The sequence below is a fragment of the Microcella sp. genome, assembly GCF_051860105.1.
GTDB lineage: Bacteria > Actinomycetota > Actinomycetes > Actinomycetales > Microbacteriaceae > Microcella.
Map to the genome: position 1 here is coordinate 18984 of NZ_JBHYEO010000009.1, position 18156 is coordinate 37139.

Annotated in this window: 20 protein-coding genes; 13 read left to right on the forward strand and 7 right to left on the reverse strand. The window is 71.3% G+C overall.

Annotation, left to right across the window (positions count from 1 at the left end):
* Nucleotides 1-35: 35 nt before the first annotated feature.
* The 5 genes from ACTIE9_RS06825 (at nucleotide 36) to ACTIE9_RS06845 (ending at nucleotide 3429) form a co-directional block, all read left to right on the forward strand.
* Nucleotides 36-1433, forward strand: coding sequence for a protoporphyrinogen/coproporphyrinogen oxidase (locus ACTIE9_RS06825; protein ID WP_439564828.1), 1398 nt, complete (start codon nucleotides 36-38; stop codon nucleotides 1431-1433).
* Nucleotides 1434-1542: 109 nt separating this feature from the next.
* The gene (locus ACTIE9_RS06830; RefSeq protein WP_439564829.1) at nucleotides 1543-1890 is read left to right on the forward strand and encodes a YtxH domain-containing protein; all 348 of its coding nucleotides are present in this window, start codon (nucleotides 1543-1545) and stop codon (nucleotides 1888-1890) included.
* The gene (locus ACTIE9_RS06835) at nucleotides 1887-2309 is read left to right on the forward strand and encodes a phage holin family protein (protein WP_439564830.1); all 423 of its coding nucleotides are present in this window, start codon (nucleotides 1887-1889) and stop codon (nucleotides 2307-2309) included. Before ACTIE9_RS06830 ends, ACTIE9_RS06835 begins: the two co-directional genes overlap by 4 nt.
* Nucleotides 2306-2530, forward strand: a complete 225-nt coding sequence (locus ACTIE9_RS06840) for a DUF3618 domain-containing protein (protein WP_439564831.1) — start codon at nucleotides 2306-2308, stop codon at nucleotides 2528-2530. The genes ACTIE9_RS06835 and ACTIE9_RS06840 overlap by 4 nt, the downstream gene beginning before the upstream one ends.
* 65 nt (nucleotides 2531-2595) lie before the next feature.
* Nucleotides 2596-3429: a uroporphyrinogen-III synthase gene (locus ACTIE9_RS06845; protein ID WP_439564832.1), complete on the forward strand. Its 834-nt coding sequence runs from the start codon at nucleotides 2596-2598 to the stop codon at nucleotides 3427-3429.
* Nucleotides 3430-3448: 19 nt separating this feature from the next.
* Here ACTIE9_RS06845 and ACTIE9_RS06850 read toward each other — a convergent pair whose 3' ends face one another.
* Genes ACTIE9_RS06850 through ACTIE9_RS06860 form a run of 3 tightly spaced genes read right to left on the reverse strand, consistent with a single transcriptional unit; the run spans nucleotide 3449 to nucleotide 5923 of the window.
* Complete coding sequence (locus tag ACTIE9_RS06850) at nucleotides 3449-3847, reverse strand: DUF1304 domain-containing protein (RefSeq protein ID WP_439564833.1); 399 nt, start codon at nucleotides 3845-3847, stop codon at nucleotides 3449-3451.
* The gene (locus ACTIE9_RS06855) at nucleotides 3844-4857 is read right to left on the reverse strand and encodes an acrylyl-CoA reductase family protein (protein ID WP_439564834.1); all 1014 of its coding nucleotides are present in this window, start codon (nucleotides 4855-4857) and stop codon (nucleotides 3844-3846) included. Before ACTIE9_RS06855 ends, ACTIE9_RS06850 begins: the two co-directional genes overlap by 4 nt.
* A gap of 40 nt (nucleotides 4858-4897) precedes the next feature.
* Complete coding sequence (locus tag ACTIE9_RS06860) at nucleotides 4898-5923, reverse strand: 6-phosphofructokinase (RefSeq protein ID WP_439564835.1); 1026 nt, start codon at nucleotides 5921-5923, stop codon at nucleotides 4898-4900.
* Nucleotides 5924-6035: 112 nt separating this feature from the next.
* Between ACTIE9_RS06860 and ACTIE9_RS06865 the strand changes: the two genes are divergently transcribed.
* The 7 genes from ACTIE9_RS06865 to ACTIE9_RS06895 all read left to right on the forward strand — a co-directional run bounded on the left by ACTIE9_RS06865 (nucleotide 6036) and on the right by ACTIE9_RS06895 (nucleotide 10142).
* Nucleotides 6036-6434, forward strand: a complete 399-nt coding sequence (locus tag ACTIE9_RS06865; RefSeq protein WP_439564836.1) for a PPOX class F420-dependent oxidoreductase — start codon at nucleotides 6036-6038, stop codon at nucleotides 6432-6434.
* A 94-nt stretch (nucleotides 6435-6528) separates the two neighbouring features.
* The gene (locus ACTIE9_RS06870) at nucleotides 6529-6906 is read left to right on the forward strand and encodes a DUF4190 domain-containing protein (RefSeq protein ID WP_439564837.1); all 378 of its coding nucleotides are present in this window, start codon (nucleotides 6529-6531) and stop codon (nucleotides 6904-6906) included.
* A gap of 108 nt (nucleotides 6907-7014) precedes the next feature.
* On the forward strand, nucleotides 7015-7992 hold the full coding sequence (locus ACTIE9_RS06875) for a DNA-3-methyladenine glycosylase family protein (protein ID WP_439564913.1): 978 nt from the start codon (nucleotides 7015-7017) through the stop codon (nucleotides 7990-7992).
* 18 nt (nucleotides 7993-8010) lie between these two features.
* A complete protein-coding gene (locus ACTIE9_RS06880; protein WP_439564838.1) occupies nucleotides 8011-8559 on the forward strand; it encodes an acyl-CoA thioesterase in 549 nt (182 codons plus the stop codon).
* A 50-nt stretch (nucleotides 8560-8609) separates the two neighbouring features.
* Nucleotides 8610-8996 (forward strand): YidH family protein, encoded by a 387-nt coding sequence (locus ACTIE9_RS06885; protein ID WP_439564839.1) that lies wholly within the window; start codon nucleotides 8610-8612, stop codon nucleotides 8994-8996.
* Nucleotides 8997-9010: 14 nt separating this feature from the next.
* Nucleotides 9011-9331 (forward strand): DUF202 domain-containing protein, encoded by a 321-nt coding sequence (locus ACTIE9_RS06890; RefSeq protein ID WP_439564840.1) that lies wholly within the window; start codon nucleotides 9011-9013, stop codon nucleotides 9329-9331.
* Nucleotides 9332-9410: 79 nt separating this feature from the next.
* A complete protein-coding gene (locus ACTIE9_RS06895) occupies nucleotides 9411-10142 on the forward strand; it encodes an NYN domain-containing protein (protein ID WP_439564841.1) in 732 nt (243 codons plus the stop codon).
* A 134-nt stretch (nucleotides 10143-10276) separates the two neighbouring features.
* On the opposite strand, the gene ACTIE9_RS06900 is transcribed toward ACTIE9_RS06895, so the two are convergent.
* Together ACTIE9_RS06900 and ACTIE9_RS06905 are read right to left on the reverse strand one after the other, a co-directional pair.
* The gene (locus ACTIE9_RS06900) at nucleotides 10277-10774 is read right to left on the reverse strand and encodes a GNAT family N-acetyltransferase (RefSeq protein ID WP_439564842.1); all 498 of its coding nucleotides are present in this window, start codon (nucleotides 10772-10774) and stop codon (nucleotides 10277-10279) included.
* A gap of 78 nt (nucleotides 10775-10852) precedes the next feature.
* Nucleotides 10853-12469, reverse strand: a complete 1617-nt coding sequence (locus tag ACTIE9_RS06905; protein WP_439564843.1) for a phytoene desaturase family protein — start codon at nucleotides 12467-12469, stop codon at nucleotides 10853-10855.
* Between the two features lie 60 nt (nucleotides 12470-12529).
* Here ACTIE9_RS06905 and ACTIE9_RS06910 point away from each other — a divergent pair, with 60 nt between their 5' ends.
* Nucleotides 12530-16021: a proline dehydrogenase family protein gene (locus tag ACTIE9_RS06910; RefSeq protein WP_439564844.1), complete on the forward strand. Its 3492-nt coding sequence runs from the start codon at nucleotides 12530-12532 to the stop codon at nucleotides 16019-16021.
* Here ACTIE9_RS06910 and ACTIE9_RS06915 read toward each other — a convergent pair.
* Together ACTIE9_RS06915 and mftR are read right to left on the reverse strand one after the other, a co-directional pair.
* Nucleotides 16010-17524 (reverse strand): GMC family oxidoreductase, encoded by a 1515-nt coding sequence (locus tag ACTIE9_RS06915; protein ID WP_439564845.1) that lies wholly within the window; start codon nucleotides 17522-17524, stop codon nucleotides 16010-16012. The genes ACTIE9_RS06910 and ACTIE9_RS06915 overlap by 12 nt on opposite strands.
* Nucleotides 17521-18132 (reverse strand): mycofactocin system transcriptional regulator, encoded by a 612-nt coding sequence (gene mftR, locus ACTIE9_RS06920; RefSeq protein WP_439564846.1) that lies wholly within the window; start codon nucleotides 18130-18132, stop codon nucleotides 17521-17523. Before mftR ends, ACTIE9_RS06915 begins: the two co-directional genes overlap by 4 nt.
* Between the last annotated feature and the right edge of the window lie 24 nt (nucleotides 18133-18156).

The window sequence follows — 18156 nt, forward strand, 5'->3', positions numbered from 1 at the left end:
GGCGTCAGCCAGGGGTTGACACGTACGCTGAAGGCGTGCCGAACCCGCCCGACGGTGACCCCACCCCCCTGACGTCAGCGACGAGCCCCGCTGGGCGGCCGGAGGGCGTCATCGTGGTCGGCGCGGGTATCGCTGGTCTCGTGATCGCCCGGGAGCTCGTTCTGAGGGGCTGGCGAGTCCGGGTCCTCGAGCAGTCGCCGAGCGCGGGAGGGCAACTGAGTGGTGAGGTTCTCGACGGCCTGCGCGTCGATACCGGTGCCGCTGAGTTCTCGACGGCAGAGAGCGCCGTGGGAGAGCTTCTCGAACGGCTGGGGCGACCATCCTCGATCGTCGCGCCGCACGACGAGACGACGTGGCTCTCCGCCCGCGATGGTGAGGTGATGCCTCTGCCGAGCCCGACCCTCCTGGGCATCCCGATGGCTCCTCTCGCGGAAGACGTCGTGCGGATCGTCGGACGAAGCGCTGCATGGCGGGCGATGCTGGATGCCCTGCTCCCCGGCCCGATCGGTGCGCGTTCTGCCACACTCGGCGAACTCGTTCGTCGTCGCATGGGTGCCGGACTGCTGGAGAAACTCGTCGCGCCCGTGGTGGAAGGGCTGCGGGGCCGTCACCCGGATGATCTGCCGATCACCGAGGTGCCGGGCCTGACCCACCATCTGCTGCGCGAGAACTCGCTGGGTCGTGCCGTGATGCGCATCCGCCTCGGTTCTGACGCCCCCGGGCGCGTCGACGCGGAGGTCGCGTCGATCGACGGGGGGATGGTGTCGCTCATCGACCTGCTTCTGGCCGAGCTCGACCGTTTCGGAGTGCCCGTCGACTACGGGGTGCGGGTCATCGAGGCGCACGCTGATCACGTGCGTGTCGCCGCCGTATCGCGTGGTGACGACGGGCGCGATGACTCCGCCGATGGTGCGGTCGAGGCAGATCAGATCGACGGCCTCGTCGTCGTGGCAGCCCCCGGTCTCATCGGCGATGAGTCTGCTCCGGCGGATGAGGCCGGGTGCGTGGTCACACTCGTCCTCGCGCCGAGCGATCCGTTGCGGGCGTCGTTGGGCGCGGCACCGCGGGGCGGCGGTGTCATCGTGGCTCCCGGGTCGAGTGTGCACGCGCGACGCCTCGAGCACCTGAGCGCTGCGTGGCCGCACGTGCGCGCCGCCGCAGGTAGCCGCGAGGTGGTGCGCGTGCACTACGCACAGCAGCCGAGCGTCGAGCGGGCGAGGCTCGACGCGGAGACGCTGCTGGGAGTGAGCATCCCGAGCGAGGCGATCGCTGCCTCATCGATGCGCTCGTGGATGCGGGCGGCGCGTGTCACGTCGCCGACCGGGCTGCCGGTGGTCGGTGAGCAGGTGGTCGGCGCCGACCTCGGCCGTGTGATCGCGCACGCGCGGGCGGTCGCGGACGAGATCGGCGACGCGGCGGCCGCGCGAGACTAGGCCTTCCCGGTCGTTGGCGCCCTCCTCGGTCGAGATCGGGCAGGGCGCACTACGCTGGGGGAGTTGCCGCGGCCGATCCGCCACGGTCGGGCAGCGTGAGGAGTGCGTCATGAGAGGCAAGATCCTGTTCGCCGCCGGCCTCGCCGTCGGCTACGTGCTGGGCACTCGTGCTGGCCGCGAGCGCTACGAGCAGATCGCGAATGCCGCGAAGGGCTTCTGGAACGACCCGCGCGTGCAGAAGCGGGTCGACCAGGTCGAAGACTTCGTGAAGGAGAAAGCGCCCGAAGTCGCCGAGTTCGTCTCCGACGGTGCGAAGAAGGTCGTCGACCAGGTGACCGGTCGGGGGCCGAAGAAGCCGGCCAAGCCCGCCGCGGCCAAGCCGACGGCGGCGGCGGCGAAGAAGCCTGCCGCACGCAAGTCCGCTGCGCAGGGCACTGCCACCGCTCCGTCGTCATGACCGACACGGCGCCGGGTACGACGCGGGAGCGCCGCGGCCTCTTCAAGCTCATCTCCGACATTCCGGGGCTGATCCGTGAGCTCATCGAGGCCGAGATCGCGTCGCTCAAGGCCGAGATCGTCGGCAAGCTCAAGGCCGCGGGCATCGGTGCCGGGTTCCTCGTCACCGCCGGAGTGTTCGCCTTCTTCGCGACGCTCGTGCTGACGGCCGCGGGCATTCTCGCCCTCGCGCTCGTGCTGCCCGCGTGGGCGGCCGCACTGATCGTCGGCGGTGCGCTGCTCGTGCTCGCCGGCATCGCCGCGGCGATCGGCGTGGCCCAGCTCAAGCACGGCGTACCGCCCACCCCCACCCAGACCATCGAGAGCGTCAAAGAAGATGTCCGCGTCGTACGCGGGCTCAGAAAGCGAGGAGCATCATGAGCGACACCGTCTCGAGCCCCGTCGCGGCCACCCGTGCCCGCCTGGAGCAGACCTTGGACGCGATCGACGACAAGCTCGACGTGAAGAAGCAGGCCGGCGAGCTCACCGAGCGCGTGAAGAGCTCGTACCAGGCCAACCCCGTGCCGTGGATCATCGGGGCGACCGCGGCCGCCGTGGTCGTCGTCGGGCTCGTCGCCTGGGCGATCTTCAGCGACGACTGATCGCAGCCCCGGTCGAGCCCTCGCCCGATTATGACTCTCGCGTCAGCAGAGTCATCATGGAAGGGATGGCTCTCTCTTCGCACGACCTGACGATCGAGCGCACGCCTACGGGCGTGCTGCCGGTCATCAAGCCGCTCCTGGGCTGGCGGGTTCTCGTGCCGCGCGGCGGCAAGTGGGGTGACGGCGTCGCGGCACAGCTCCGCGCGCTGGGCGCCGCCCCTGTCATCGCTCCGCTCATCAACTTCGCCGGCACCGAGAACCCCGAGCAGCTCGCCGCCGAGCTCGCCGCGCTGCAGGCGGGCGACTTCGGCTGGCTCGTCGTGACGAGCGCGACCACGGTCGACGTGCTCGTCGGCCATGGCGTGCGGGTTCCGGCGACGACGCGCATCGCCGCCGTCGGCGAGACGACCGCGCACGCCCTGCAGCTCGCCGGGTACTCGGTCGACTTCGTGCCGACCGACCACTCCGCCCGCGGTCTCGTGCGCGAATGGCCCGGCACCGCCGCGCAGGGCGCGGTGCTCGTGCCCCAGAGCGAGATCGCCGAGCCGACCCTCGTGAGCGGCCTCGCCGAGCGCGGCATCGACGCGCGCTTCGTGACCGCCTACCGCACCGTCGGAGTCACGGCCCCCGCAGAGGTCGTGGCCGACATCGCCGCGGGATCGATCGGCGCGCTCATCGTGAGCTCGGGCAGCGTGGCGCGGCAGATCGCCGAGCAGTTCGCCCCCCTGCCGTCGGGCACCGTGGTCGTCTGCATCGGCCCGCGCACGGCCTTCGACGCCCGTGCCGCCGGCCTCGCCGTGCACCGCATCGCCGAGGAGCGCTCGACCCAGGCCCTCGTGCGAGCGCTCGCCGAGTACGCCATGAACCCGAACGACAGCGCTCCGCCCGTCATCCCGTAGCGCCTGTCGGCACCAGCGGTCAGCGACCCGCTACCAGCGCGACGATCGCGACGAGGGGCGGGATGCCCTGCGCGAGCGCAATCGGAAGCGTGCGGGGCGGCGCCGTGAAGGCCAAGGCGGCTCCGGCCACCGTCATGACCGCGCACCCGGCGACGATGACCGCGGTGCCCGCGATCGCGCCGGGATCGAGCACGACGAGCACGATGCCCACGAACACGACGATCGCGAGCGCGAGGTTGTAGACGCCCTGATTGACGGCGAAGAGCCGCAGCGGGGCCGAATCGTTCTCGGCCCGCACGCCGAAGACGCGGCGACCGAGCGGCAGCCGGAAGAGCACGCTCTCGAGCACGAAGAACGCCACGTGCAGGGTCGCAGCCATGCCGGCGAGCACGAGGCCGATGAGCTGCAGCGCGGTCATGCGGATGCTCCCGAGGCCACCCGCACCGCGAGGCGGCCGGGCACCCGCCCGGCGAGCACGTCGGCGGCACGCTCGGCCGCGTGCTCGAGCTCGACCGTGCGCGCGATGGAGTCGACGACCGCGGGGTCGAGGTCGCGCGCCAGTCGCTGCCAGGCCTGCTCGCGCAGGGCGAGCGGGGTGATCGTCGAGTTCACGCCGAGCAGGGCGACACCGCGCAGGATGAACGGCATGACCGTCGTCGCGAGCGCGGGCGATGAGGCGTTGCCGCAGGCGACCACCGCGCCGAGGGGCCGCACCTGCGCGAGGGCCGTCGCGAGCGGCTGCCCGCACCCCGCATCGATCACGCCCGCCCAGCGCTGCGACTCGAGCGCCCGGGAGGGGCGGTCGAGCTCGGAGCGGTCGATGATGCTCGCGGCGCCGAGCGCCCGCAGCCGCGCCGCGTTCTCGGGCCGACCGGTCGCGGCCGTCACCGTGAAGCCCGCGCGGGCGAGCAGGGCGATCGCGAACGATCCGAGTCCACCACTGGCGCCCGTCACGAGCACGTCGCCGCTCGTCACGCCGTGCCGCTCGAGGGCGAGCACGGCGAGCATGGCGGTGAAGCCCGCGGTTCCGATGCCGGCGGCCTGGGCATCCGTGAACACGGTCGGGGTCGCGACGAGCGTTGCCCCGTCGAGGTGCGCGCGCTCGGCGAGCCCGCCGTGGCGCGTCTCGCCGGCACCGGCGCCGTTGAGCAGCACGCGGTCGCCGACCGCCCAGCGCGGGGTCGACGAGGCGGCGACCGTGCCGACGACGTCGATGCCGGGCACGAGGGGCGAGCACCGCACGACACCCGGGTTGCCGGTGAACGCCAGCGCGTCTTTGAAGTTGAGTCCTGAGAACGTGACGGCGACCTCGACGTCGGCCGCAGCATCCGGAGCATCGGCGGGCGGCCGCAGCGACTCGGCGTCCAGCTCGACGAGCTCGACCCGCGGCGCGTCGTCCGTGAGGGTGATCTGCCAGCCGCGCGTCATGACCGCCAGCCTAGGGCGCAGGCGCCGGAGACGGCAGGGTTCAGCCGAACAGCAGCGCGGCCTCGTCGTACCGCGACTGGGGCACCGTCTTGAGCTTGCCGAGCGCCGCCTCGAACGGCACGCGCACGATCTCGGTGCCGCGCAGCGCGACCATCTCACCCCAGCGCCCGTCGTCGACGGCCGAGATGGCGGCCATGCCGAGGCGCGTGGCGAGCACCCGGTCGAACGCGCTCGGGGTGCCGCCGCGCTGGATGTGGCCGAGGGTCGTCGCCCGCGTCTCGATGCCCGTGCGCTCCTCGATCATGGGCGCGAGCATCTCGCCGATGCCGCCCAGGCGCGGGCGGCCGAAAGCGTCGAGCCCGCGCTCGGAGTGCGGCTGGTCGGCCCCGTCGAGCGTGAAGCCCTCGGCGACGACGACGAGCGGGGCGCGCCCGCGGTCATAGGCGCTCTGCACCCACGCGCACAGCTGCTCCATGCTCGTGTTCTGCTCGGGGATGAGGATCGCGTGGGCGCCAGCGGCCATGCCCGAGTGCAGGGCGATCCAGCCGACATGGCGGCCCATGACCTCGGCGACCATGCAGCGGTTGTGGGCGTCGCCCGTCGTGCGCAGGCGATCCATCGCCTCGGTCGCGATGCCGACGGCCGTGTCGAAGCCGAAGGTGTAGTCGGTCGCGTCGAGGTCGTTGTCGACCGTCTTCGGCACGCCGACGATGCGGATGCCCGCATCCGTCAGCCGCTTCGCTGCCGCGAGGGTGCCCTCGCCGCCGATCGCGATGAGAGCGTCGAGCCGGTTCTCGGCGAAGACCTCGTTGATGCGGTCGACGCCGCCGCGGCCCTCGAAGGGGTTCGTGCGGCTCGTGCCGAGGATCGTGCCGCCCTGCTTCGAGATGCCCTTGACCTCGTGCCGGCCGAGGGGCAGAGTGTCGTTCTCGACGAGGCCCTTCCAGCCGTCTTTGAACCCCACGAACTCGTGGTGGTGCACGGTCGTGCCGGTGAGCACGGCCCCGCGGATGACCGCGTTGAGCCCGGGGGCGTCTCCGCCGGAGGTGAGCATTCCGATGCGCATGGGTTCCATCATGGCCCGTCGCGGGGGGCCGTGCGAAAACGGGCCGGTTCACGGCCCGCGCCCGGCCCCCGCGACTATCGTGATCGGCGCAGCCGCACGCCCAGGAGGATCCATGACCGACCCCGTCGTCGCTCTCGCCGACGAGCAGTACGTGCTGCTCACGACCACGCGCCGCTCGGGCGTCGCCGTGCCGACCCCCGTGTGGGTCGCACGGCACGACGATGCCCTGCTCGTGACGACGGGCGCCGAGGCCGGCAAGGTCAAGCGCGTGCGGCACACGCCCCAGGTCACCCTGCAGGCCTGCAACCGGGTGGGCACGCCACTGCCCGGCACCTCGGTCGTCGAGGCGCTCGCGAGCGTGCACGACGATGACGAGACACGGGCGCACCTCGATGCCGCGCTGCGCGAGAAGTACGGGGTGCAATACGCGGCCATCCGGGCCATGAGCGCCCTGCGGGGCCGCCGCGCACCCGGCTCGGTGGTGCTGCGGCTCGTCGCGATCACGGCGTGATCTGAGCAGAAACTGCTCTGCCGCGGCGGGCACGCGGGGCAGTACGATTCGAACGAACGGGGCCACCTCGGCCCCCCACCCCGCAGGAGTCAGAATGTCCGACGTTCCTCCCCCCGCTCCGCCCGTTCCTCCCGCTCCGCCTGCCGCGGCCTACTCCGGTGCCGCTGCCGCCCCCGTCAACCCGGGCAAGACCATGGGCATCGTCGCGCTCGTGCTGTCGATCATCGGTCTGCACCTCATCGGCATCATCGTCGGCTTCGTGGGCCTCAACCAGTCGAAGAAGGCGGGCCAGAAGAACGGCTTCGCCCTCGCCGGCATCATCATCGGTTTCATCGGGCTCGTGATCGGCATCATCGTGATCGTCAGCATCGTCGCCGGCGGTGCCGCGCTCTTCGGCGGCCTTGCGCAGGTGTGCGCCGAGCTCGGTTCGGGTGTCTGGGAGGTCAACGGCGTCACGTACGAGTGCCCGTAAGGCATACGTCACGTCAGTTCGCGACGGCGGGGAGGGCGCTCACGACGAGCGGCCTCCCCGCCGTTCTGCATGGTCAGGGCGCGGCCGTACGCTGAGCGCGTGGTCGAGATGATGCCGGATGCCGAGCGCGAGCTCGCCCCCTCCGAGCCCCTCGACCTCGGCGCCACCCTCGGCTTCCTGCGCCGGGGGCGCGGCGACCCAACCCTGCACACCGCCGCGGGGTCGGATGCGTGGCGCGAGGTCTGGCGCGCGCAGCGCACACCCGAGGGTGTCGCCTCGCTGCGGTTGGCCGTGCTCGACGGCCCGCCGACCGCCGCTCGCCGGCTGCAGCTCGCCGCGTGGGGCCCCGGTGCGGCCTGGAGCATGGACCACGCGCCCGAGCTGCTCGGCGCGGGCGACGACTGGAGCGCTCTCGACTCCCTGCTCGAGCAGCGGGCGCCGCACGACGCGGCCGCGGCGGCCCTGCAGCGCCTGCGCCGGCGCACGCGGGGGCTGCGGCTCACCCGATCCCACCTCGTGCTGGAGGCGGCGGTGGCCGCCGTGCTCGAGCAGAAGGTGACGGGGGTCGAAGCGCGGCGCGCGTGGCGGCAGCTCGTGCGGCAGCACGGCGAGGTGGCGCCCGGCCCCGCACCCGAGGGGCTCACCGTGATGCCCGACGGGGTGGGGTGGCGCAGCATCCCGGATCACGACTGGCATCGCGCGGGCGTGGGCCCGCAGCGCATGGCGACCATCCGTCGCGTGGCCGCGGTCGAGACCGCCCTGCAGCGCACGCTCGCGCTCGGTCGCGGCGGGCCGGCGGCGGTCGCGTCGCTGCGCTCGATTCCGGGCGTGGGGGAGTGGACGGCGGCCGAGGTGCTGCAGCGCTCGCACGGCGACCCCGACACGCTCAGCGTCGGCGACGCGCACCTGCCGCACGTCATCGGCACCTGGTTCACGGGCGATCGCGTCGACGATGCGGGCATGCTCGAGCTGCTCGCGCCCTACGCGGGCCATCGGCACCGGGTTGTGCGACTCATCACCTCTCTCGGCGTCGAGGCGCCCCGCTTCGGTGCGAAGGCCACCATCGAAGACCACCGGGGGCGCTGACCGCCCTAGCGTGGCCGCGTGAACAAACTGCTGCGCTTCCTCTGGGTGCTGTGGCGTGCCCGTCGCGCTACGCCCCTCGCCCCCACCGACGTCGGTTCGGTTCGGTTTCGCGTGCTGCCCAACGACCTCGATCTGCAGCGCCACATGAACAACGGCGTGTACCTCTCGCTCATGGATCTCGGCCGCATCGACCTCATGGTGCGCTCGGGGGTGTGGAGCGAGCTCACCGCCCGCGGCTACTACCCGGTCATCGTCAGCTCGACCATCACCTACCGCCGCTCGCTCGAACTGTGGCAGACCTACGAGCTCGAGAGCCGCATCGTGGGTATCGATGACATCGCCGCCTATGTCGAGCAGCGCTTCGTGCGCGACGGCGAGATCGTCGCACGCGCGGTCATCAAGGCGCGCTTCCTGAAGAAGTCGGGTGGCATCGTGCCCATCCCCGAGCTCGCCGAGCTCTTCGGCATGGACCCGCAGAACCACCCGCTGCCCGCCTGGCTCGCCGAGTGGAGCGGCAACGCCGCGCTGCCCTCGCGCCGCGAGCCCGCCCCGAGCGTGTGGGAGTGAGACGCGTCAAGGGGTCCCGATGACGCGCGGCGAGGCGGTACCGTGCGGTCATGACTGACGACGACCGCCGACCCCGCAGCGTCTACGGCGTGGGCGACGAGCCCGAGGTGCAGGCCTCGCTCGCCAACGAGCGCACGGCCCTGTCGTGGATCCGTACGGGCATGACCCTCATCGCGGGCGGGGTGGCCCTCGCGACCCTGTCGAGCTTCGGCGCGGTTCCCCTCGTCATCCTCGCCATCGCGGGTCTCGCGAGCCTGGGGGGCGCAGCCCTGGCGGTGTGGGCGCTCGTCTCGTGGCGCCGCACCGAGCGCGCACTGCGCCTGCGCGAGCCGATCCCCGAGCCCTCGGTGCTGCCCTGGGTCGTCGCGGGTGTCGTGGCGGTTGGGCTGCTGCTCGCCGTGCTCACGGCGTTCCAGGCGATCGATCTGGCGCGGTGATCGGGCGGGTCGCGATGAACGCCGCCGCACCGGATGCCCGCCGCGCGCCCGTCGACCGCACGAGCCTCTCGTGGCAGCGCACGGCGATGCACTCCGCCCTGCTCGCCCTCGTCGCCGCCGTCACGGCGATCACGCTCGGCGAGCCGCTCGTCGCCGGCCTCGCCGCGGTCGCCGCGGGTTTCGCGATCCTCGTCGGTGCGACGACGCCGCGCGTGAAGCGGTCGGAGGTCGCCGACCGCGATCCGTGGACGCTCATGGTGCGCACCGTCATCGTGCTGAGCGCGACGGCGCTCGTCGCGGTGATGCTCGTGGTGGCGGTCGCCCTCGAGCTCTAGCGCCGCAGCGCCTCACCTAATCACTCATTGCCGCCGCCAGCCATAGTCGAGTTGTGCTCGAGACTGCAATGATGGAGACATGCGCGTGGGTGTCTACATCGATGGCTTCAACCTCTACTACGGAGCTCGCGGACTATGCGGGCGCTCAACTCCAGGCTGGCGCTGGCTTGACCTCCGCGAACTCGCCACAAAGCTTGTGCAGGACCACTCGGCCTGGAACGCCGCAGCTGTCGAACGTGTTGTGTACTGCACTGCTCGCATCAGCGGTGCTTCTAACCACGATGGTCAGCGTGACCAGGATGTGTACCTACGGGCTCTCACGTTCAGTAAGTCAGTGGATGTGCTCGCGCTCGGAAACTACGTTTCACGAGTGACGACCGCACCCCTTGCCGTGTCTGACCGTAAGGGGCGACCGGTTCTCACACGCCCGCAATGGCCCATCATGGTGAAGGATTTCACAGGGGCCGATGACGCGTCCGCAACCTTCATGGCGTCGGTTGCCCGCCGGGAAGAGAAAGGCTCCGATGTCAACGTCGCGTCTCATCTACTCCTCGATGTCCTTGAGAAACGAGTGGACGCGGCGGTCGTCATCAGCAACGACAGTGATCTTGAGTTCCCGATTGCGCAGGCGCGTCTTCGAGTACCACTAGGCCTGGTGAACCCGACGCCCAGCTACCGAGCCGGAAAGCTCGGCGGCTTGCCATCAGACGGTGTGGGTGGTCACTGGTGGCATCAGTTGACGGCGGAGGAAGTGCGTTCTTCGCAGTTGACTCGGACGATAGGAAGAACAACTCGACCAGACGGCTGGTGAATGTGAAAGTCCTCGCTCTCAAGCGTTGGACCGCCGGCGTGGACTGAGTAACGCGGAGCTGTGGCCACCGTGCTATGGTCCTTTACACACCACTCGGTCCCTCTGGGGCCGAGTTTTTTCTGTGCCAGGAGAAATCACTCCTGGCGTACGAGCCGCATCTCCCAGAAAGTAGGGACGCGCTCGTCGGGCTTTTCGACCCCGTCGGCAATAAAGCGGTTCTTCTCGTAGAACCGGTGGGCACGCGGATTATCTCGCGCCACCCAGAGCGTTGCCGGCCCGTCGCCGATGACTGCATCGAGCAACCGCTGGCCGATTCCTTGTCCGTGGTGACTCGCCAATACGTAGATCGCGTAGAGCGATCGTTCGGTTGGCACCCCAAGCGCGTCCTCAAGAGTCGGACCGGACCATGCGAATCCGACGAGTCCTTTATCCTCGGCAACCACGATTCGATGCTTCGAGTCAGGCTCTTGGACTAGCGCGCGGGTCCACATTCGACGACGATGCTCGAGCGCCGCGTCATCATAGAACTGGCTCGGCAACTGGTGGCCGTAGGTCTCGAACCAGGTTCGAATGTGGAGTGCCGCGAGCGACTCAACATCGCTCGCGGTCGCTTGTCGCAGTGACACCGTCATCGTGGCCTCTTCTGTCGTCGGGCCCACCCATACTCTCAAGACGCTCACGACGCAGGCGTCCTGAATCCCCACCACGAATTAGCGCGACTCGAGCACCGCCATCGCGGCGTTGTGTCCCGCGATGCCGCTGACCGCTCCGCCGCGGCGCGCACCCGATCCGCAGAGCAGCACGCCGGGCATCCCGGTGGCGACGCCCCAGCGGCGCGCGGGGGTGTCGAGCGGCTCGTCGTCTTCTGCCCACGGCCACGCGAGATCGCCGTGGAAGATGCTGCCGCCCGGCAGTCGCAGTACGTGCTCGAGATCGCGTGTCGTCTTCGTCTCGACGCACGGCTCACCGTGCGCGTCGATGAGCAGCAGGCTCTCGATCGGCTCGGCGAGCACCGAGTTCAGCGAGTCGAGCACGGCCCGCTGCAGGGTCTCGCGCATGGCGTCGTTGTTCGCCTCGGTCAGCAGCCGGTCGGGCACGTGCAGGGCGAAGACCGTGAGCGTCTGGGCGCCCGAGGCGCGCAGCTCGGGGCCGAGGATGCTCGGGTCGGTGAGCGAATGGCAGTAGATCTCGGCGGGGATGACGCCCGGCACCTGCCCCGCCGCGGCTTCGTCGTAGGCGCGCTGCAGCTGGCTGAACGTCTCGTTGATGTGGAAGGTGCCGCCGAAGGCCGCGGCCGGGTCGACGCTCTCGTCGCGCAGGCGCGGCAGGCGGCGCAGCAGCAGGTTGACCTTGACCTGGGCGCCCTCGGCGGGTGGGGCGGCCATACCCGCATCACCGGATGCTGCGCTCTCGTCGCCTGCGGCGAGCAGCCGCGCGAGCTCGTGCGGCGAGCAGTTGACGAGCACGTGCTCGGCCCTCGTCGCGTGCTCGACCCCGGCGTCGTCGACCCAGCGGACGGTCTTGTCGGCCGTCAGCGCGACGACCTCGGCCCCCGTCGTGAGGGTCGCGCCCGCGAGCCGCGCGGCCCGCTCGAGCTCGCCCGAGACGGCGCCCATGCCCCCGACGGGAACGTTCCAGTCGCCCGTTCCGCCGCCGATCACGTGGTAGAGGAAGCAGCGGTTGGCGAGCAGCGTCTCGTCGTCGTTCGGGGCGAAGGTGCCGATGAGCGCGTCGGTGTAGACGACGCCGCGCACGACGTCGTTGCGGAAGGTGTCGGCGATCGTGCGGCCGACGGGCTGCTCGATGAGGGCATCCCACAGGGCGGCCCCGTCGATGCCGGCCGCGTCGGCCGCCGCGACCACCGCGGCGCGCGCCTCCGACCGCGTCAGCAGCGGGTCGGTCACGGTCGGGAACAGCGCCCGGGCGAGGTGCTGCGTGCCCTCGTAGAAGCGGGCCCAGGCGACGGCGTCGTCCTCAGCACCGAGCGCCGCGAAGCTCTCGGCGGTCGCGACCGGATCGTGGTTGTCGACGAGCAGGCCGTGGTCGGTGCCGGGCACGGGAGTGTAGGAACTGTAGCGGCGCGGCGCGAGCTCGATGCTCAGCCCGAGGTCGTCGATGATGCGCTGGGGCAGCAGGCTCACGAGGTACGAGTAGCGGCTGAGCCGGGCATCCACCCCCGCGAAGGCTTCGGCCGAGATCGCGGCGCCGCCGAGCACGTCGAGGCGCTCGAGCACCTGCACGTCGAGCCCGGCCTGGGCCAGGTAGGCGGCGGCGGTCAGGCCGTTGTGGCCTCCGCCGATGATGACGACGTCGCGCTGTGTGCCCATGGCGCCAGCGTATCCGCCGAGAACTGGGCGCGAGATGCCCGCGCGCGAGAGGATGGGCGCGTGACGACTCTCGAGCAGCCCGATGCCGATGCCGCCGTCGGCCTGGTGCGGCAGTGGCTGCGGCAGACCGAGGGGGCGCAGACCGACGCCGGCGCCGCGCGCTTGGCGGGGCTGCTGCACGACGAGGCGGGGCTCGAGTTCGCCATCGGGTTCGTCGACCGGGTGGCTCGGCCCGACGACCTCGGCGTCGCGGCGCGCAACCTCGAGCAGCTCGCGCAGCGCATCCCGCGCTTCCTGCCCTGGCCGCTGCGCGTGCTCATCGCCATCGGCGGACCCCTCGCGCGGCTGCTGCCCTGGCCCATCGTGCCCATCGCGCGGCGCGTGCTGCGCGGCATGGTCGGGCACCTCGTCGTCGATGCGACCCCGACCCGCCTCGGGCGCACGCTCGAACGGCTGCAGGGCGAGGGCGATCGGCTCAACATCAACCTGCTGGGCGAGGCAGTGCTCGGCGACGGCGAGGCCGATCGCCGACTCGCGGGCATCACCGAGCTCGTCAAGCGCCCCGACGTCGACTACGTCTCGGTCAAGGTCTCGGCCGTCGTCAGCCAGCTGAGCATGTGGGCCTTCGACGAGACGGTCGAGCGGGTCGTCGAGCGGCTCGTGCCCCTCTACGAGACGGCGGCGCTCGGCGTGACCCCGGCCTTCCTCAACCTCGACATGGAGGAGTTCCGCGATCTCGATCTGACGATCGAGGTGTTCCAGCGGCTGCTCGACCGGCCCTCGCTGCGCGGCTACGAGGCCGGCATCGTGCTGCAGGCCTACCTGCCCGAGGCGCTGCCCGCGCTCGACCGGCTCACGATCTGGGCCCAGCAGCGGCGGGCGGCCGGCGGGGCGGGCATCAAGGTGCGCGTCGTGAAGGGCGCCAACCTCGCCATGGAGCGGGTGGATGCTGCGCTGCACGACTGGCCCGTCGCCGTGCTGCCCAGCAAACGCGACAGCGACGCCAACTACAAGCGCGTGCTCGAGGCTGCGCTGCGCCCCGATCGGGTGGATGCGGTGCGCATCGGCCTCGCGGGCCACAACCTGTTCGACATCGCGTGGGCCTGGCTGCTCGCCGAGGCGCGCGGGGTCTCGCAGAGCGTGGAGGTCGAGATGCTGCTCGGCATGGCGCCCGACCAGGCCGACGCCGTGCGCCGCACCGTCGGGCACCTGCTGCTGTACACACCCGTCGTGCACCCGCGCGACTTCGAATCGGCCATCAGCTACCTGATCCGCCGGCTCGAGGAGAACGCGAGCTCCGAGAACTTCCTCTCCGGCGTGTTCGAGCTCACACGCGACGCCGCAATCTTCGACCGGGAGGAGCAGCGCTTCCGCGCCTCGCTCGCCGCGTTCCAGGCCGCGCCTGCCGCTCCCGCGCCGCACCGCGTGCAGAACCGGCTCGACGAGCGGCCGCTCGAGGGCACCACGGCGCTGCCCGAGCCCGGCGGTGTGCGGTCAGGCTTCGAGAACTCTGCCGACACCGACGTCGCCCTCCCCGCGAATCGCACGTGGGCCCGGGCGATCCTGCAGCGCGCTCAGACGACGACACGGGGCCAGGCGCTCGTCGACGCGAGCGCGGTGGCGTCGGTCGCCGCGATCGAGCGCATCGTCGCCGAGACCCGCGGGGCCGGAGCCGACTGGGCCGCGCGGTCGGTCGACGATCGTGCGGGCATCCTGCATGCGGCTGGTCGGATGCTCGCCGCGCGCCGCGCCGACCTGCTCGAGGTGATGGCGGCCGAGGCCGGCAAGACCCTCGCCGAGGGCGACCCCGAGGTGAGCGAGGCCATCGACTTCGCGCACTACTACGCCGAGAGCGTGCGCGACCTGACGCGCATCGATGACGCGACCTTCACGCCCGTGCGGCTGACGGTGGTCGCGCCGCCGTGGAACTTCCCCGTCGCCATCCCCGCGGGCGGCGTGCTCGCGGCGCTCGCCGCGGGCAGCGCCGTGATCATCAAGCCCGCGCCGCAGGTGACGCGCAGTGCGGCCGTCATGGTCGAGGCGCTGTGGGATGCGGGCGTGCCGCGCGAGGTGCTGCGCTTCGTCGACGTGCCCGAGAACGAGGTCGGCCAGGCGCTCATCGCGCACCCGGCCGTCGACCGGCTCGTGCTGACGGGGGCGTGGGAGACCGCGGCGCTGTTCCGTTCGTGGCGGGCCGACCTGCCGATCCTCGCCGAGACGAGCGGCAAGAACGCGATCGTCATCACGCCCTCGGCCGACATCGACCTCGCCGTCGCCGACCTGGTCAAGTCGGCCTTCGGACACGCCGGCCAGAAGTGCTCGGCGGCCTCGCTTGCGATTCTCGTCGGCTCGGTCGCGACGTCGGAGCGGTTCGAGCGCCAACTCGTGGATGCCGTGCGCACCCTGCGCGTCGGCCCCGCCCTCGACCCGACCACGGTCGTCGGGCCGCTCATCGAGCGTGCCTCGGGCAAGCTGCTGCGCGCCCTCACGACGCTCGACGACGGCGAGGAGTGGCTCATCGAGCCGCGCGCGCTCGACGCCTCGGGGTCGAGCTGGTCGCCGGGCGTGCGTCGCGGCGTGGCGCCGGGCAGCGCCTTCCACACGACCGAGTACTTCGGGCCCGTGCTCGGCCTCATGCGCGCGCGCGACCTCGACGAGGCGCTCGACCTGCAGAACGCCACGGCCTTCGGACTCACGGCGGGGCTGCACTCGCTCGACGCCGAGGAGGTGGAGTACTGGCTCGAGAACGTCGAAGCCGGCAACCTCTATGTGAACCGCGGCATCACGGGCGCGATCGTGCGCCGCCAGCCGTTCGGCGGATGGAAGCGCTCGAGCGTCGGGGGCTCGACTAAAGCCGGCGGGCCCTCGTACGTGATGGGCTTCGGGTCGTTTGCGCCGGTGCCGCGCACCCCGAAGCAGAACCTCAGCCTGCGCGGTCTCGACACGGGCGTGCGCGAGGTTCTCGAGGCGAGCCAGCCGGGGCTCGACTTTGTTGGCTTCGACGACGCCCGCGCCGGCGCGCTGAGCGACCAGCGCGCCTGGGATGACGAGTTCGGCGTCGCCCGCGATGACAGCCTGCTCGGTGTGGAGCGCAACCTGCTGCGCTACCGTCGCACCCCGGTGACCGTGCGCGCCGCCGAGGGCGCCCCCCTGGCCGACCTCGTGCGAGTGCTGCTGGCGGCCGCCCGGGCAGGTTCGCGGGTCGAGATCAGCAGCGCGATGCCGTTGCCCGCGACTCTGCTCGCCCTGCTCGACACCGGGGTGTCGGCGCTGCGCGCCACCTCGATCACGATCGAGTCAGACGCTCGCTTTGGCACGCGCATGCGCTCTGTGCGTCCGAACCGTATTCGTCTGATCGCCCCCGCGGGTGATGATGTTGCCCGCGAGCTCTCGGTCGCTCTTGACGGAGACCCCGACGTGGCGATCTGGTCGGGCCCGGTCACGGCTGCCGGCCGGGTCGAGCTGCTGCCGTTTGTGCGCGAGCAGGCCGTGTCGATCACGGCGCACCGCTTTGGCAACCCCTTTCCGGCGATGGCCGAGCTACCCCTGTAGCGCCTCGGCGATCACATGCCCGATGAGCACGGCGCTCGCCGCCGGCCCGCTCGTGGGGGTCGTCGGCAGGATGCCGAGGTCGGCGATGAACAGTCGCTCGACGCCATGAACGGCACCGCGACCATCGACCACCGAGGTTGTGGGGTCGGTTCCCATGGGCGTGGTGCCGCAACTGTGCAGGGCGGTCGAGAGGCGAGCGCCCATCCAGACGTCGAGGTCGGCGTCATCGAGTGCGGTGAGCGCCGGATGCTCGGGCACCGCGCCGAGCTGCCGCATCGCGTCGCTCGCGAGCAGGGTGGCGGCCAGCCGCACGGCCGCACGCAGCCGCGCTCGGTCGCCGTCGGTGCTGAGGTAGCGAAAGTCGAGAGTGGGGGCATGACCGTCGAGGCGGGGGTCGAGAAGCAGTGTGCCGTGACCGTCTGACCGCAGCGGCGAGATCAGCAGGCTGAGCTGCCCGTCGCGCGGGTCGGTGCCCAGCATGCGGCCGAGGGGGTGCAGCACCGACAGCACTTCGAGGTCACCGACATCGCCACTGACACCGCTCGACCCATGGGCCGACACGCCGAGCGACGTCTCACCCCGATGAGCGGCCACTGCCGTGGGTACCGAGAACCGCACGGCAACCTGCGGGTGGTCGTGCAGGTGCACCCCGACCGGAGCATCCTGCACAACGGGCACGCCCGCCTTCGTCAGCAGAGCGGCCGGTCCAATGCCGCTGCGCACCAGCAGCTGGGGCGTGGCGATTGCCCCGCCGCACAACACGACGCGGTCGGCGCGAATGTTCTCGACACGGCCGTTGACCCGCACCGTTACCCCGGTTGCCCGCCCGCCCTCGATGAGCACCGTCATGACCTCATGGTCACCGCGCACCTCGAGCGAGGCCGGTGGGGTGTCGAGGTACGCCCGCGCGGTGCTCCACCGCTCACCCCGGAGGGTGTTGGTGGGTGTCAGCCCGATTCCCGGTGCCCCCTCGGGGCTGGCGTTCTGGTCGGGGTCGAGGGGCAGGCCCGCCTCGACTCCGGCCACGATCAGTGCGGCGCTCACCGGGTGGCTCGCATCACCCCGGGTCACCGGCATCGGCCCGGTCGTGCCGTGCCCGGGGCGGCCGCCGACGTCGTGGTCGTTTTCGATGTTGGCCCACAGGGGCTGTGTGGCAGCGGCACTCCAGCGATCGTCGTGCGCGGCCTCTGCCCAGGCGGTGAGGTCGTGGGCACGGGGGCGCCGAAAGTAGCCGCCATTGATCGCTGTTGACCCTCCGGCGACCCGACCGCGCACGACCGTGTGATCGCGCCCCGCCGTCAGTCGGCTCGGGTACGCGAAGGCCAAGGGATGCCCGGGCATCGCCGCGGCAAGGCTCGCGCCGTCACGCATGGCGGGGGGAGCGGGAACCGGCCCCGCTTCGAGCAACAGCACGCGCCACCCCCGCGCGGCCAGCCGCGCCGCAAGGGGTGCTCCCGAGCCCCCGGCCCCGACCACGAGCACGTCGGGGGCTGCACTCGTCATGGGCGCTGGGGCTCGTCGAGCAGCATGAGGTCGCGGGTGGCCAGAAAACCCTCGTCGAGCAGGTCGCTCAGCGAGGCGTCGTCGTTCGCGAGCCACTGCTCGTAGGCAGCGATCGAGACTCCGAGGCAGACCCAGGCGACCGTTTGCGGTACCAGCGCCGAGGGGGCGATCCCCAGACGCTCACCGACGAAGTCGGCAATGACCTGCCGCCAGGAGGCGTAGCGAATGGTCGAGTGGGCGACGAGCGAGGGCACCGTGAGCAGCAACGTCATGCGCTCGCGGTGATACTGACGCTCGTCGGGGGGGATGTGGTTGAACACGACGATCGCGATGCGCAGGGCATCCCGCAAGGCGAGGCTGCGCGGAAGAGACGCGAGGTGATCGCGCATGCCCTGCAGCATCTCGTCAAACTGGCCCCACGGCAGGTCGTTCTTCGACGGAAAGTAGCGAAAGAAGGTGCGGCGACCAATGCCGCAGGCGGCCGCAATGTCGTCAACCGTCACGCGATCAAAGCCGCGCTCAACGAACAGGCGCAGGCCGATGTGGCTGATCTCGGCGTGCGTGGTGGCCGGCTGGCGACCGATGCGCACCACGCGCGCGTCGCCCACGATCGACAGTTCACTCATGTTTCA

Excerpts from the sequence above, each read along its gene's own strand:
- ACTIE9_RS06830 (WP_439564829.1), top strand. The coding sequence starts at position 1,543 with ATGAGAGGCAAGATCCTGTTCGCCGCCGGCCTCGCCGTCGGCTACGTG.
- ACTIE9_RS06835 (WP_439564830.1), top strand. The coding sequence starts at position 1,887 with ATGACCGACACGGCGCCGGGTACGACGCGGGAGCGCCGCGGCCTCTTC.
- ACTIE9_RS06840 (WP_439564831.1), top strand. The coding sequence starts at position 2,306 with ATGAGCGACACCGTCTCGAGCCCCGTCGCGGCCACCCGTGCCCGCCTG.
- ACTIE9_RS06845 (WP_439564832.1), top strand. The coding sequence starts at position 2,596 with ATGGCTCTCTCTTCGCACGACCTGACGATCGAGCGCACGCCTACGGGC.
- ACTIE9_RS06850 (WP_439564833.1), bottom strand. The coding sequence starts at position 3,847 with ATGACCGCGCTGCAGCTCATCGGCCTCGTGCTCGCCGGCATGGCTGCG.
- ACTIE9_RS06855 (WP_439564834.1), bottom strand. The coding sequence starts at position 4,857 with ATGACGCGCGGCTGGCAGATCACCCTCACGGACGACGCGCCGCGGGTC.
- ACTIE9_RS06860 (WP_439564835.1), bottom strand. The coding sequence starts at position 5,923 with ATGCGCATCGGAATGCTCACCTCCGGCGGAGACGCCCCCGGGCTCAAC.
- ACTIE9_RS06865 (WP_439564836.1), top strand. The coding sequence starts at position 6,036 with ATGACCGACCCCGTCGTCGCTCTCGCCGACGAGCAGTACGTGCTGCTC.
- ACTIE9_RS06870 (WP_439564837.1), top strand. The coding sequence starts at position 6,529 with ATGTCCGACGTTCCTCCCCCCGCTCCGCCCGTTCCTCCCGCTCCGCCT.
- ACTIE9_RS06875 (WP_439564913.1), top strand. The coding sequence starts at position 7,015 with ATGATGCCGGATGCCGAGCGCGAGCTCGCCCCCTCCGAGCCCCTCGAC.
- ACTIE9_RS06885 (WP_439564839.1), top strand. The coding sequence starts at position 8,610 with ATGACTGACGACGACCGCCGACCCCGCAGCGTCTACGGCGTGGGCGAC.
- ACTIE9_RS06890 (WP_439564840.1), top strand. The coding sequence starts at position 9,011 with ATGAACGCCGCCGCACCGGATGCCCGCCGCGCGCCCGTCGACCGCACG.
- ACTIE9_RS06895 (WP_439564841.1), top strand. The coding sequence starts at position 9,411 with ATGCGCGTGGGTGTCTACATCGATGGCTTCAACCTCTACTACGGAGCT.
- ACTIE9_RS06900 (WP_439564842.1), bottom strand. The coding sequence starts at position 10,774 with ATGACGGTGTCACTGCGACAAGCGACCGCGAGCGATGTTGAGTCGCTC.
- ACTIE9_RS06905 (WP_439564843.1), bottom strand. The coding sequence starts at position 12,469 with ATGGGCACACAGCGCGACGTCGTCATCATCGGCGGAGGCCACAACGGC.
- ACTIE9_RS06915 (WP_439564845.1), bottom strand. The coding sequence starts at position 17,524 with ATGACGAGTGCAGCCCCCGACGTGCTCGTGGTCGGGGCCGGGGGCTCG.